Here is a 13,653-nt window from a genome sequence, read left to right on the forward strand (position 1 = left end):
GAGCAGGCCGACCGCTACTCCCTGACCCTGCCGGTCTCGTACCCCCACATCGCGACCTCCACCCGGTTACGGGCGCCGAGCTTGGCCATCAGGCTGCCGATGTGGGTCTTCACCGTGCTGAGGCTGATGTGGAGCTCGGCGGCGATCTCTGCGTTGGTGCGACCCCGCGCGAGGGTGAGCAGCACCTGCTCCTCGCGCTCGGTGAGCGGGTCGAGCGGCTGGGCCGGAGGAGCTGCCCGACCCGTGCCCGCGAACGTCGACAGCAGTCGGCGGGTGATGCTCGGCGAGATGAGCGAGTCACCTCGGGTGGCCGCCCGGATCGCCTCGCCGAGCAGCTCGGGTCCGGAGTCCTTCAGCAGGAAGCCGGTGGCGCCCGCCGACAGCGCACCGTGCACGTACTCGTCGAGGTCGAAGGTGGTGATGACGACGACCGCGACCGGGTCGGCGACACCCGGTCCGGCCAGCTGCCGCGTCGCCTCGACGCCGTCGAGGACAGGCATCCGGATGTCCATCAGGCACACGTCAGGACGCAGCTCGCGCGCCAGCCGCACCGCCTCCTGGCCGTCACGGGCCTCGCCCACGACCTCGATGCCGTCGAGGGTGCCGAGGATCAGCCGCAGACCGGTGCGCACGAGGTCCTGGTCGTCGGCGACCAGCACCCGGATGCTCATGCGGGCACCCGCCGCGGCAGGGTCGCGCTGACGGCCCAGCCGCGACCGGGGCAGGCACCTGCCTGGCAGGAGCCACCCAGGAGCACCGCACGTTCGACCATCCCGGTGAGCCCGAAGCCCGCGTCGGGGGCGGGGTCCGCCGGGGCCGGGTCGCCGTCGTCGCGCACGACGAGGCTGACCGTCGACTGGTCGCCGGCGACGCGTACGTCGACCAGGGTGGCGTTCCGCGCGTGCCGCAGGGCGTTGGTGACCGCCTCCTGCGCGATCCGGAAGACGGCGGCGTCGACCGCCGCGGGGAGGGCGGCGACGTCCCCCGAGACCGTGACCTCGACCCGAGGGCCGGCGGGGGAGGTGCCGGAGAGCCGCTCGAGGTCGGCCACCCCGGGCTGCGGGGCGTAGTCGACCGGGGCCTCGTTGCGCAGCACGCGCACCATGGCGCGCATCTCCGCGAGCGTGCGCGACGCCTCCACCTCGATCACCTCCAGGGCCTCGAGCGGCGCGGAGGGACTCGTCGCCGCGAGGGCGCGCCCGGCCTGGGCCTGGACGGCGATGGCCGAGACGTGGTGGGCCACCGTGTCGTGCAGCTCACGCGCCAGCAGCACCCGCTCCTCCGACTTCACCTGCTCCAGCGTCCGCTCCCGGGCGTCCTGCTGGGTCCGCACGGCCCAGCCCAGCGCGAGGGCGGACACCAGCACACCGACGCCGCCGATGGCCGGGGCCACCCCGGGCCAGCTGCCGACGAGCGCGAGGGTCGCCGGCACCAGGATGATCGCCAGGCCCGTGACTGCCTCTCGTCCGGAGCCCCACCGGAAGAGGGCGTAGGGCAGCACCAGGACGTAGAGCATCGTGTAGACGTCGAGGACCGGGGCGTCGGCCACGACCAGGACGAGGTCCACGACCGCGATCGCGCCGAAGGTGGTCACGACCACGGCCAGAGGATGGGTACGCCGCCACAGCAGCAGCGGCGCCAGTGCGACGGTCAGCACCACCGACAGCACCGGGAGCGGCAGGTCCTCGCGCAGGACACCCTCCAGCACCGCGAAGACGGCCACGGCCGCGAGCAGCGCCCAGTCGCGCCGCACGCGCACCGGCGGGGCGGAGGGCCGAGGCTCCTCCAGCAGGGCCCGCAGCGGATTGCTCACCCACTCAGCCTAGGGATCGAGCGCCGCCGGGGGACCAGCCGAAAGTCTGACCCGCCCACCGGCCGAAGGCACGACCGGCTCGGAGCCTCACGACCGATGCCCCGCGGGCTCGAACCGGCGAGCGTCGTCCCATGATCACTGTCGAGTCCCTGACCCGGAGGTACGCCGGCTTCACCGCCGTCGACGACATCTCCTTCACTGCCCAGCCCGGCCGCGTGACCGGCTTCCTCGGTCCGAACGGTGCCGGCAAGTCCACCACGATGCGCGTCATGGTGGGTCTGACCGCCCCGACGTCCGGCACGGCCACCATCGACGGCGTCCGCTTCGCCGACCTCCCCAACCCCGGCCTCGAGGTCGGCGTCCTCCTGGACGCCTCGGCCCAGCACGCCGGCCGCACCGGACGCGAGGTCCTGACCACCGCCTCCGACACCATGGGCCTGCCCCGCACCCGGGTCGACGAGATGCTCGAGCTGGTGAGCCTCACCCCCGTCGAGGCCAGGCGCCGGGTGCGCCACTACTCCCTCGGGATGCGTCAGCGCCTCGGCATCGCCACCGCGCTGCTCGGCGACCCGCGGGCGCTGATCCTCGACGAGCCCGCCAACGGGCTCGACCCCGCGGGGATCCGGTGGATGCGCGACCTGCTGACGGGCTTCGCCGGGCAGGGCGGCACGGTGCTGCTGTCCTCGCACCTGCTGCACGAGATCGAGGCCATCGCCGACGACCTGGTCGTGATCGGCCGCGGCAGGATCGTCGCGTCCGGCACCAAGGAGGAGCTGCTCGCGGCCTCCGGGACGCTGGCCCGCGCGACGTCACCGCGCGACCTCGCCCACGCGCTCGAGCAGGCCGGATTCCCCAGCACGCTCGCCGGCGACGGCTCGGTCCGCACGGATGCCGAACCCGCCCGGGTCGGGGCCGCGGCCCTGGCCGCCGGCATCGCCCTCACCGAGCTCCGGTCCGCCGACGGCGCCGGGCTCGAGGACATGTTCCTGTCGCTCACCGCCGACACCCAGCGCGAAGGAGCTGCGGCATGACCGCCACGATCGGCCACTCGGCCTCCACCACGCAGACCGCACCGGTCCGGCGTTCCGCCCGCCCCATCCCGACCACGCGGCTCGTCCGCGTGGAGCTGCGCAAGATGTTCAACACCCGCTCGGGATTCTGGTTGCTCGTCAGCATCGGCCTCCTGTCGCCCATCTCGGCGGGGTCGGTCCTCGTCTTCGCTCCCGACAGCGACGTCACCTACGAGAGCTTCACGAGGGCGAGCGGGTTCCCGATGTCGGTGATCCTGCCGATGATCGCGATCCTGGCCGTCACGAGTGAGTGGAGCCAGCGCAGCGGTCTCACGACGTTCACGCTGGTGCCGAGCCGCGGACGGGTGATCGGCGCCAAGGCGTTCGCGACCCTCCTGGTGGGCGTCGGCTCGGTGGCCGTCGCCTTCGCGGTGGGCGCGCTCGGCAACGTGGCCGGCTCCGCGCTCGCCGGCCTCGACGCCGTGTGGAACATCTCGTGGGTCATGGCGTCCCAGATGGTGCTCTTCAACCTGATCGGCATGGCCGTCGGCTTCACCCTCGGCGTCGTGCTGCGCAACTCCGCGGCCGCGATCGTGGCCTACTTCGTCGTCTCCCTGGTCATGCCGGGGATCCTCGTCCTGCTGGCCCAGGTGCGCTCCTGGTTCGAGGAGCTGCAGCCGTGGATCGACTGGAACTACACGCAGGTGGAGCTCCTCGAGGGCGCGACGAACACGGGCGAGGAGTGGGCGATGCTCGGCTCGACCACGCTGATCTGGATCGTCATCCCCCTCGTCGTCGGGCTGCTCTCCCTGCGCCGCTCCGAGGTCACCTGAGGGCACGCACACGACCGGCAGCCTGGTTTCTCGCTACCGTGCAGGGATGGCGGCGGGCACGGTGGTGGTGACCGGCGCGTCGACGGGGATCGGGGCGGCGACGTGCCGCCGCCTGGCGGGCCTGGGCTTCGACGTGCTGGCCGGCGTACGTCGTGACGAGGACGCCGAGCTGGTGGAGTCGTGGTCGGGGCGGATCCGCGCCGTGCGGCTCGACGTCACCGACCCACGGGACGTCGCGGCGCTGGCCGAGGGCGTGGCCTCGGCGCCCGTTCCGCTCGCGGCCCTGGTCAACAACGCCGGGACCGCGGTGGTCGGCCCGGTCGAGGCGCTGACGGTCGAGGACTGGCGCGAGCAGCTCGAGGTCAACGTGCTCGGCCAGGTGGCGGTCACCCGCGCACTGCTGCCCCTCCTGATCGAGCGCCGTGGCCGGGTCGTGATGATGAGCTCCGTCGCGGGGCGGGTGGCCGGACCGCTGTTCGGGCCCTACGCGGCCTCGAAGTTCGCCATCGAGGCGCTGACCGACGTGCTGCGACAGGAGGTGGCGCCCCATGGGGTGTCGGTCGTGGCCGTGGAGCCCGGTGCGATCGCCACCCCGATCTGGGAGCGCGGGCGCGTCGCCGGTGATCGCCGCTGGGACGGCGTGGACCCTGCAGTGGAGAAGCGGTACGCCCGCCTCGTCGAGGCGGTGCGCAGGCTCGCCGACCAGGCTGCACGGGAGGGCCTGCCGCCGGAGGCGGTCGCCGAGGTGGTCGGGCGCGCGCTGACCGCGCCGCGCCCGCGGACGAGGTACCTCGTCGGCAAGGACGCCGTCGCCCAGGCGTGGCTCGGCCGGGTGCTCCCCGACCGGGCGCTGGACGCTCTGGTCCGGCGCTCCCTGCTGGGCGGATGAGCCCGCGGTGACCGTGCGGCTCCCCGACCCGGCCCTCGTGGTGCTGGTCGGTGCGTCGGGGGCCGGCAAGTCGACCTGGGCGCAGCAGCACTACCGGGCCGAGGAGGTCGTGTCGTCCGACGGGCTGCGCGGGGTGGTGGGCAGCGGGCCGTACGACCTCGACGCCTCGGCCGACGCCTTCACCCTGCTCGACACGATCGTCGCGGCCCGGCTCGGCCGCGGCCTGACGACCGTCGTCGACACCCTCGGCCTGGACGCCGAGCGCCGGCGCGCCTGGCGGGCAGCGGCACGGGCCGCCGGCCTGCCGGCCGTGGCGGTGCTGGTCGCGACCGAGGCGGCCGAGTGCCGGCGGCGCAACGCCGCGCGCGACCGGCCCGTCCCCGCCCCGGCCCTGACCGCCCAGCTCGGCAAGGTCCGCGAGGTGGGTCACGAGCTCGGCGTCGAGGGCTGGGACCTCGTGGTGCCGGTCGCGGACACCACGGCGCCCCCACCGGCGACGCCGGCCCCGTCCCCGGTCCCCAGGGCCGACCGGACCAGCAGCCTCGGGCTACGGACGGTGCTCCAGGTCTCCCGGTTCCCCTGGGGCGATGATCCGCTGGCCTGGCTGGGCGGGGTCGCCCGCGCCGCGGACGAGGCGGGCTTCGCCGGACTGGCCCTGATGGACCACCTGATCCAGATCCCCCAGGTCGGCCGCGCGTGGGAACCGATCCCCGAGCCCTGGGTCACCCTCGGGGCCCTCTCCGGGCTCGGCACCGGACTCGAGCTGGGCACCCTGTGCACCCCGGTCACCTTCCGCCCCGCCGGGGTGACCGCCAAGGCGGCCGCGACGCTCTCCGCCCTGACCGGCGGCCGGGCGTTCGTGGGCATCGGGGCCGGGTGGTGGGAGCGCGAGCACGCGGCCTACGGGCTGCCGTTCCCGACCGCGAAGGAGCGGCTCGACGAGCTCGAGCGCGCGATCGTCACCATGCGGGCGTTGTGGGCCAAGGGCACCAAGGCGTACGACGGCGACGGGGTCGTGCTGCCGGAGACCACCGGCTATCCGCGGCCGGCCGGCCCGGTCGCCGTCGTCGTCGGGGGCAGCGGCGAGCGCCGGACCCTGCGGATCGCGGCGCGGCTGGGCGACGCGTGCAACCTGCGCACCGGCGAGGCCGAGGTGGTGCGCCACAAGGTCGGGGTGCTGCACGAGCACTGCGCCGCGGTCGGTCGCGACCCGGCGGAGGTCGCCGTCACGGTGCTCGACCTCCCGGTCGTCGGGCGCGACCGCGACGACGTGTGGCGCCGGGTCGAGCGGCATCGCGGCCGCACCGCGGCGCCGGCGTACGCCGCCCGCACCCACGCCGGCACCGTCGCCGACCACCGCGACCGCTGGGCCGCCCTCGCCGGCGAGGGTGTCTCCACGGTCTTCCTCGCCACCCGCGACCTCGACGGCCCCGACGACGTGCTCGCCCTCGCCGGGCTCAACGCCTGACGCCGACCCGACTCACCGCATCCGCACCCGGCAGGTCGCCCGCGCCACCACGTCGGGGTCGCTCTCGGAGCGGGCGGTGAGCCGCACCCGGCCCGGCTCCGCCCGCGCGAAGTCGTTGCGCGCGTACACCGTGACCCTCGTCGTCGAGCCGAACGCGGTCGTCGCGAGCTGCTGCGGGAGGTGGGCGCTCCAGCCGGCGCCACGCACCCGGGCGGAGAGCCGGTAGATGTCGTTGCGGACGTACGGCGCGACACCCTCGGGGTGCTCGCCCACGATCCTCCGCGACCGCCCGGTGTTGGTCAGCGGGAGTCGGCACGTCGCCAGGCCACGCCGGTCCGCGACCGCGCTGCCCGAGCGCAGGCCGACACCCCGCGTCTGCGGCCCCGAGCCGTCGAGGGAGCGGATGCCGAGCAGGTAGCTCAGCTGCCCCCGGCGGTCGCGGTCCTTCTCCAGGACGTAGAAGTGCAACCGGTTCGCCTCGTCGACGTACTCGAACTCGCTGCCAGACTCGGTGCCGGCGTGCAGCAGGGCGTCGGAGAGCTGGCGGTAGTCACCGATCGTGATCGGCACCTCCGTGCCGTCGGGCCGCACGAAGTCGGTCATGCCGATGTCCTGCGGGTTGGCGTCGACGACCCACGCGAAGGGCGACCGGTCGAGGTCCTTGGTCTTCGCGATGAGCGTGCCGGAGTCGGGGGTGAAGGAGTCGGTGCCCATCCGGTCCACGACCTCCAGCGTGTAGTTGTCGTAGCCACCGCCGTCGCACATCGGGTCGGTGGCCGGGTCGCACGGGCCGCTGAGGTCACCCGGGCCACCGAGGTCGAGGTTGATGCCGGAGAGTCCCCGCCGCTGCGGAACCACGGCGCGGGCCGTCACCCGTGCGACGACGAGGCCGGAGTCGTCGAGCGCCCCGCGGCCGAGCCGCAGGACGTGGCGCTCGCTGACCATCTCGAGCTTCATCTTGTTGCGCAGCATGTGCTGGGCGCCCATCGAGCCGCCGCCGGTGGCGGGGATGGTCCACCGGCTGTGCGGACCGCCCGGCCCGTTGAACGAGCCACGGCTGAGCATCTCCCAGACACCGGTGTAGGTCCGGCGGGGCGGGTTGCCGAACGGGTTGTTGTAGTTGTCCCCGATCCCCAGCACGTGGCTGAGCTCGTGGGCGTACACACCCATGCCGGAGCTCTCCGCCTGGGTGGTGGAGCCACCGCCGGCGTTGGGCCACAGCGTCGAGCCCGACGCCCACGAGGTCCAGTCGACGTAGCGGGTCTCGGACCAGTTGGGCAGCGACTCGTCGGGAGGGCCGAACGGGTCGGTGACCTGCTCCCGCTCCTCCCACTTCATCGGCCCGAACTCCTGCCACGTGGAGGACTCGTCCTGACCGGCGCTGAGGATGTAGACGAAGTCGAAGTCGTCGCGGACGTCGGTGCCCTCGGCCGCCTGCCACGCCGCGAACGCGTCGGCACGCAGGTCCTTGTCGCAGGAGTCACCGGTGGGGCAGGACCCCTCGCCCTGGAACTCCATCGCGTACTCGTGGGACTTGCCCGGCATCTCGTAGGCGCCGAACTCGGTGAGCTCCACGCCGTAGCGGCCCCCGGAGTCCTCCATCCAGTACTCGTGGATCGTGTGACCGCGGTTGAGCTGGTTGGGCGTGTTGAGGAAGTCGCGGTAGAAGGCGGGTACGTCCTCGCGGGGGATCGAGCTCGCCTCGGTGCTGGGGTTGCCGAAGACCGTGGAGTTGGCCGGCTCGGAGACGGCGAACGACTTGTTGGGGTAGTCGACGACGACCAGGGCGCCGCGGAACGTCCGCTCCGATCCCGATTGCTCGGGGTCGGCCCAGTCGGTCCCGGGGATGGGGGTGTAGTCCGACCAGGTCATGTGGTCGGGGTTCTCCCACTCCTGCGGGTCGACGGGGGCGGGGAAGCCGGGCTTCCCGACGCCACCACGCGCCCGGACCCGGGACAGCTCGGCGTCGCTCTGCTGCTCCTGCCACGGCTGGACCTGCGGCCAGTGGTCGTACCGCCAGTGGTTGAAGGGCTGCTGCGTGCCCGGCTCGTCGGGTCTCTCGGCAGCATCCGGGGCCGGGGCCCCGAGGGCGGCGGACGCGGTGAGCGCGATCGCCACGAGAGCGCAACCTGACACAGTGACAGCCCGAGATGTCATGGTGGACACACTAGGCCTGTCGGGGCCCGATGGGACCCCCCCAATTTCTGTCCCGACGGCCCACGAGGGGCGGAGGCGCAGTGGCGAGCGACACGGCCGGCCGGCCGGTGTGGGTGCTCCACGAGCACGACCGGCCCCAGCACCACTTCGACCTGCGGCTCGAGGAGGACGGCGTGCTGCGGTCGTGGGCCGTGCCCCGCGGCCTGCCGACCCACCACCGCCACGACCGGCTCGCGGTGCCGGTCGACGACCACGAGCTCGAGCACGCGACGTACGAGGACGTCGACAAGCGGATCGCCGACACCGGCTGGTGGGAGCTCGAGGACCGCAACGACCGGCGCTCGGTGTTCGTGCTGCACGGCCGGGAGGGATCGCGCCGCTACGCCCTCATCGACACCGGCGACGACGCCCTGCTCCACCTCGTCAAGGACCAGCCGTCGGAGGCGTCCTCCCTGGGCGACTGAGGTCCCACCGTCCGGCCGGCCGCGTCCCCGAGGCTGACACCGGCCCGGGTCCGTCACGGCCCGGGTTGGGTCGATCGACCAGAATGGGCTCACAGACCGCCACCGACGGGAGTCCTCGTGCGGAACCTGACACGTCCGGGTCGATCAGGGCCGGCCGCCGCGCTGGTGCTGGTGGCGTTGGTGCTGGCCGGCTGCAGCAGCGAGGACGGCGCCGAGGGCGGGACGCCCGCCGAGCCGTCGGCCGACCGTCCCACCGGCACGAGCGCCCCGGCGGAGCCGGACTCGTCGGACCCGGCCCCGGCCCAGGAGTCCGAGGACGGCGACACGATCGCTCCCGAGCCGGTCCGCCCGATCTCGGTCCTCGGCCTGGCCGAGCAACGCCACCGCGGCGACCGGCTGCGCCTCGGGGCGGTCCGTGAGCAGACGGCTGCGTACACGTCGTACGACATCACCTATCGCAGTCGCAGCAGCCTGCCCGGAGGTGGCGAGGAGAGCTACACGATCAGCGGCGTCCTCAACGTCCCCACCGGGCGCGGGCCGTTCCCGGCGGTGGTGCTCGCCCACGGCTACATCGACCCCGACGTCTACGTCCGCGGCCAGGGGATGACCCGCGAGCGGGGCTACCTCGCCTCCCGCGGCTACGTCGCCCTGCACGTCGACTACCGCAACCACGCCGAGTCCGACGACGACCCGGACTACCAGCGGCGGATGCGGCTGGGCTACACCGCCGACGTCATCAACGCGGTCAAGGCGCTGCGGGCCTCGCCCGACGTCCCGGTCGACGACGACCGGATGGCGATGTTCGGACGCTCGATGGGGGGCGGGGTCATCCTCAAGGCGCTCGTCGTGGAGCCCGGGCTCGTGCAGGCCGCCGCGCCCTGGGCGTCGGTCTCCTCGCTGGAGGCCGACAACTACCGGCAGTTCATCGCGGGTGACCCCTCCGACGCCGCGATGGTCAGCCACGGCACCCCGGCCCAGAACCCGGACTTCTGGCGCGACAACTCCTCGCGCCCCGCCTTCGACCGGATCACCGAGCCGGTGCTGATGGTGCACGGCCGCTACGACGACACCTGCCCCCCGCCGTGGGCGTCCGCGACCCAGCGAGCGCTGGTGGCGGCGGGCGTCGACTCGCAGCTCGCCTGGTACGAGGACGGCCACGCCTTCGGTCCGGCCTTCAACGCCGCCATGGACCGGACCATCGCCTTCTTCGACGCCCGGCTCGCCTGAGCTGTTCCCCACCACACCGGCGGACTCTCCACGTGGGCCGTTTGAGACGATGAGGGCGCACCGCCGCCCAGCCCCGACGGAGACCCATGACCCCCCGCCTGCTGTTCCGCACCACCGCCGTCGCGGAGGCCGTCACCTGGGGGCTGCTGCTCACCGGGATGTTCCTCAAGTACGTCACGGGGACCACCGAGCTCGGGGTCCGGATCGGCGGGATGCTCCACGGGGTCGTCTTCGTCGCGTACGTCCTCACCGCCCTGGCCGTGGCCGTCGACGCCCGCTGGTCGCCGGGCCGGACGCTGCTGGCGCTCGTGAGCGCGGTGCCGCCGTTCATGACGATCTGGTTCGAGCGCTCGGCCGACCGCCGGCACGAGCTGCCCACCACCTGGCGGCTCCGCGAGGCGCCGGGGCGTACGCCGGCCGAGCGGGTGCTGGCCTGGCTGGTCCGCAACCCGGCGGCCGGCGCCGGGGTCGGCGTCGTCGCGGTCGCCACCCTCACCGGGGTGGCCCTGCTGGTCGGTCCGCCCGTCGGCTGACGCGCGGGTCAGCCCACCGGCCGCGTGTGCCGGGTCCCGAGCGGGCACGGCGGCAGCGAGCCGAGGTTGTTGGTCGGGTCGTCGTCGGCCGTGGTCGTGAGCGAGGGGAAGAAGGGGTTGAGCGGCTCCGGCTCGATGATCACGTCGGCCTCGACCCCGGAGGCACCGCGCACGAAGTAGCTGTGCGACCCGACCGAGAGCTGGTCCATCACCGCACCCTTGGTCTGCACCCAGGGTGTGCCGTCGGCGAAGTTGCCGCCCAGCTGGCTGATGAACTGCTTGCCCGGCCGGCCGCTGCGCTGGAGCCCGGTCACCTGCCACCGGCCCGGGGGGACCTGGTCCGTGAACGGCACCCAGAACACCTCGATCCGTTGCCAGGCCTGGCCGTGGAGGTTGTAGGCGAAGTCCGAGGACTCCGGGTGCATGTTGGGCTCGACGATCATGTCCGTGAACTCGAGCCGCTCCGTGTGCGTCGTCGCCGCGAGGTCGGGCTCACCGTAGATGCGCACGGAGATGCCCATGAACTCGTCGGGGTCCGCACCCTCGACGATCGCGGCCGGGAAGCTGAGGTTCGACACGATCGCGTTGACGGCCGCCGATTGCGCGTACCGCTCGATCCGGGCGATGAGCCGGTCGATCTTCGCGGTGAAGATCGCCGTGGCGGCCGCGACCGGGCTGGTCCCCGCGTTGACCGCGGCCAGGATCTCCGCTCCGAGACCGGCCAGGTTGATGTCCTCGACGGCCTCGTTGATCTCGGTCCGGACCAGGTTGTTGATCGCCTGGTGCGCCGCCTCCGCGCCGACGTCGGAGGTCGAGTCCTCCTCCAGCAGCACCCCGATCAGCCCGATCCACCCGGGCACCTCGACCGCCTGGCCGCCCGCGTTGAGGACGATCGGCTGCAGCGTGGTGGCGAACGTCCCCACCGCCGGGGGGAGCAACCGGGTGCTCCCGATCCCCATGCCGCCGCCGATGTTGTCGTGGCTGCCCGGCGAGAAGAAGTAGTCCGGCGCGCCGGTGAGCTTCGGTGAGTCCGGGGTGTGGGTGATGGTCCTTCCGTCGAGGGTGAAGCCGATGACCCAGAGGTACGGCTCGGAGACGTCCTCGTCGACGCCGTGGTAGCAGAACAGACGGATGAACTCGACCGTGACCGGCGTCGCCATCGCCGGAGCTCAGAGCTCCCGGCCGGCGACGTCCGCGAGCTGCTCGGCACCGTGGGCCAGCGCGTCGCGCAGCTCACCGGCGCCGAGCCCGGCGGCCACCGAGGCCAGCACCGAGGCGCCTGCGACCCGGGCGGCGTTCACCGACCACGGGTCGGGCTGGGGGCCGTCCGGCCCGGGACCCGGGCCCGGCCACGGCCACCGGCGCGGCCACGGCGTCTCGCACCAGTCGGCGACGAAGTCGCGGACCCAGCGCGCCGGCTCCTCACCTCGTACGTCGGCCTCGACGGCCAGGGTCGCGACCCGGCCGGCCATCGTGACCGCGCCGACCACCAGCGGGTCGCGTGGCGGCAGCGGCTGCGGGTTGAGGCCGACCGCCTCGAAGCGGTCGCGCAGGACCGGGCCGTGCGGCGGGAAGGCGTCGAAGACCTCCGGCCGGACCCGGCCGAGGAGGGCGAGGAGGCGTACGGTCTGGCTGAGCTCGTTCCACGGCATCTTGGGGTCCCCCTGACAAGCCGCCGACTCGGTCAGGGCCCCATGCTCGTCAGCGGGCGCTCCTCAGTATGGACCTGCGTCGCCCGGCGCCGCCAGAGCCGGTCCACGACCGGCTCCGGCGGAGCCTCAGGGCATCACCGGTGGCTCGAACTCGAAGGTCATGCCGAGCAGCCAGAGCAGGAGCAGCACCACCGGCAGGTGGAAGAGGAACTGCAGGAAGGTGAACCCGACCAGGTCGCGGGCCCGCACGCCGAGCACGGCCAGCAGCGGCAGCATGAAGAACGGGTTGATCAGGTTGGGCAGCGCCTCGGCGGCGTTGTAGATCTGGACGGTCCACCCGAGGTTCATGCCGACGTCCGTCGCCGACTGCATGACGTACGGCGCCTCCACCAGCCACTTGCCGCCACCGGAGGGGACGAGCAGGCCGAGCAGCGCGGTGTAGAGCGCGATCACGACCGCGAACGCGCCGCCGCCGCCGATGCTGGTGAACAGGTCGGCGAGCTGGTCGGAGACGGTGAGCCCGCCGCTGCCCTCGGCCCGGGTGAGGATGGCCGCCATCGCCGCGTACAGCGGGAACTGGACGAGGACGCCGGCCGTCGTCGGCACCGCCTTGCCGGTGGCGTTGAGGAACGCCCTCGGTGAACCGTGCAGCACCAGGCCCAGGATCAGGAAGACCATGAGGTAGCCGTTGAGGCTGCTGATCACCGACAGGAACGGCAGCGTCGCGAACTGGATGACCACCCAGCCCAGGGTCAGCAGCCCGATCAGCGCCGGGAGGATCCAGGAGTACTCCAACCACTCGCCCGGGCGGGAGCGCGGGGCGAGCCGCTCGACCGAGTCGGAGAGGTCGACGCCCATGTCCTCCGCGGTGCGCACCGCCTTGCCCTGCGGCGCGGAGGCCCACGCGACGGCCACGCTGAGCGCGATCAGGATCGCCGCCATCAGCAACGACTGCCAGGTCAGGATGGTCGCGCCGAAGTCCAGGACGCCGGTGATCTCGAGCAGCTCCGGCGGCAGCGACTCGGCGGTCGCCTGCAGCTGGGCGGCCGAGGAGGACAGCCCGAGCGCCCACACCGCGCCCAGGCCGAGATACGCAGCCGCGCCGAGCGCGCGGTAGTCGGCGCGCAGGTCCGAGCGCCGCGCGATCGCACGGGCGAGCAGGCCGCTGAAGACCAGGCTGAGGCCCCAGTTGACCATCGAGACCAGGCACGACATCAGCGCCACGAAGGCGACCGCTCCCCGTGGCGTGGCGGGGTAGGTCGCGATCCGCTCGATGATCCGCGCGACGGGGGCGGACGTGGCCACGATGTAGCCGGTCAGGACCACCATCGCCATCTGCAGCGTGAACTCGGCGAGGTCCCAGAAGCCGTCGCCGAAGGTCTCGGCGACCGTCGCCGGGCTGGCTCCGTTGACCATGGCGGCGGCCGCCACCAGGACCACGCCCGCGAGCGCGAAGACGTAGGCGTCGGGGAACCACTTCTCCGTCCAGGCCGCGCTGCGCTGGGCGAACCGTGCGAGTCCGCGCTCGTCCTCCATGGTCGTCGTCGACATGGGCCACGACCCTAGAGCAGCGCCACATCGGCTCTCGACGCCGTCATCGACCCTCG

The 13,653-nt window shown here is 73.2% G+C and carries 13 protein-coding genes; 7 read left to right on the forward strand and 6 right to left on the reverse strand.

All coding sequences use genetic code 11. From position 1 onward, the window contains the following. Positions 1-14 precede the first annotated feature (14 nt). Both EXE57_RS12095 and EXE57_RS12100 read right to left on the reverse strand, forming a co-directional pair. Positions 15-671, reverse strand: a complete 657-nt coding sequence (locus EXE57_RS12095; protein WP_135077835.1) for a response regulator — start codon at positions 669-671, stop codon at positions 15-17. Then, a complete protein-coding gene (locus EXE57_RS12100) occupies positions 668-1,813 on the reverse strand; it encodes a sensor histidine kinase (RefSeq protein ID WP_135077837.1) in 1,146 nt (381 codons plus the stop codon). Before EXE57_RS12100 ends, EXE57_RS12095 begins: the two co-directional genes overlap by 4 nt. A 131-nt stretch (positions 1,814-1,944) precedes the next feature. Between EXE57_RS12100 and EXE57_RS12105 the strand changes: the two genes are divergently transcribed. Genes EXE57_RS12105 through EXE57_RS12120 form a run of 4 tightly spaced genes read left to right on the forward strand, consistent with a single transcriptional unit; the run spans position 1,945 to position 6,013 of the window. Further along, positions 1,945-2,844, forward strand: a complete 900-nt coding sequence (locus EXE57_RS12105; RefSeq protein WP_135077839.1) for an ABC transporter ATP-binding protein — start codon at positions 1,945-1,947, stop codon at positions 2,842-2,844. Continuing rightward, complete coding sequence (locus EXE57_RS12110; protein WP_135077841.1) at positions 2,841-3,656, forward strand: ABC transporter permease; 816 nt, start codon at positions 2,841-2,843, stop codon at positions 3,654-3,656. The genes EXE57_RS12105 and EXE57_RS12110 overlap by 4 nt, the downstream gene beginning before the upstream one ends. A 46-nt stretch (positions 3,657-3,702) precedes the next feature. Further along, on the forward strand, positions 3,703-4,545 hold the full coding sequence (locus EXE57_RS12115) for an SDR family oxidoreductase (protein ID WP_135077843.1): 843 nt from the start codon (positions 3,703-3,705) through the stop codon (positions 4,543-4,545). Positions 4,546-4,552: 7 nt separating this feature from the next. Continuing rightward, positions 4,553-6,013 (forward strand): LLM class flavin-dependent oxidoreductase, encoded by a 1,461-nt coding sequence (locus EXE57_RS12120; RefSeq protein ID WP_208542832.1) that lies wholly within the window; start codon positions 4,553-4,555, stop codon positions 6,011-6,013. A gap of 12 nt (positions 6,014-6,025) precedes the next feature. Here the strand turns inward: EXE57_RS12120 and EXE57_RS12125 are convergent, their stop codons facing one another. After that, entirely contained in the window at positions 6,026-8,131 is a 2,106-nt protein-coding gene (locus EXE57_RS12125; protein ID WP_244246806.1) for a M6 family metalloprotease domain-containing protein, read from the reverse strand. A gap of 119 nt (positions 8,132-8,250) precedes the next feature. Here EXE57_RS12125 and EXE57_RS12130 point away from each other — a divergent pair, with 119 nt between their 5' ends. The 3 genes from EXE57_RS12130 (at position 8,251) to EXE57_RS12140 (ending at position 10,394) form a co-directional block, all read left to right on the forward strand. After that, the gene (locus tag EXE57_RS12130; protein WP_208542833.1) at positions 8,251-8,634 is read left to right on the forward strand and encodes a DNA polymerase ligase N-terminal domain-containing protein; all 384 of its coding nucleotides are present in this window, start codon (positions 8,251-8,253) and stop codon (positions 8,632-8,634) included. Positions 8,635-8,751: 117 nt separating this feature from the next. After that, complete coding sequence (locus EXE57_RS12135) at positions 8,752-9,861, forward strand: alpha/beta hydrolase family protein (protein ID WP_244246807.1); 1,110 nt, start codon at positions 8,752-8,754, stop codon at positions 9,859-9,861. A gap of 86 nt (positions 9,862-9,947) precedes the next feature. Beyond that, positions 9,948-10,394, forward strand: coding sequence for a DUF3817 domain-containing protein (locus tag EXE57_RS12140; RefSeq protein ID WP_135077849.1), 447 nt, complete (start codon positions 9,948-9,950; stop codon positions 10,392-10,394). 8 nt (positions 10,395-10,402) lie between these two features. Here EXE57_RS12140 and EXE57_RS12145 read toward each other — a convergent pair whose 3' ends face one another. The 3 genes from EXE57_RS12145 to EXE57_RS12155 all read right to left on the reverse strand — a co-directional run bounded on the left by EXE57_RS12145 (position 10,403) and on the right by EXE57_RS12155 (position 13,597). Further along, the gene (locus tag EXE57_RS12145; protein WP_135077851.1) at positions 10,403-11,554 is read right to left on the reverse strand and encodes a hypothetical protein; all 1,152 of its coding nucleotides are present in this window, start codon (positions 11,552-11,554) and stop codon (positions 10,403-10,405) included. A 9-nt stretch (positions 11,555-11,563) separates the two neighbouring features. Next, positions 11,564-12,046, reverse strand: coding sequence for a hypothetical protein (locus EXE57_RS12150; RefSeq protein ID WP_135077853.1), 483 nt, complete (start codon positions 12,044-12,046; stop codon positions 11,564-11,566). Positions 12,047-12,172: 126 nt separating this feature from the next. Continuing rightward, the gene (locus EXE57_RS12155; protein WP_135077855.1) at positions 12,173-13,597 is read right to left on the reverse strand and encodes a short-chain fatty acid transporter; all 1,425 of its coding nucleotides are present in this window, start codon (positions 13,595-13,597) and stop codon (positions 12,173-12,175) included. Between the last annotated feature and the right edge of the window lie 56 nt (positions 13,598-13,653).

Origin of the sequence: Nocardioides euryhalodurans (assembly GCF_004564375.1) — a bacterium.
Taxonomy (GTDB): Bacteria; Actinomycetota; Actinomycetes; order Propionibacteriales; family Nocardioidaceae; genus Nocardioides; species Nocardioides euryhalodurans.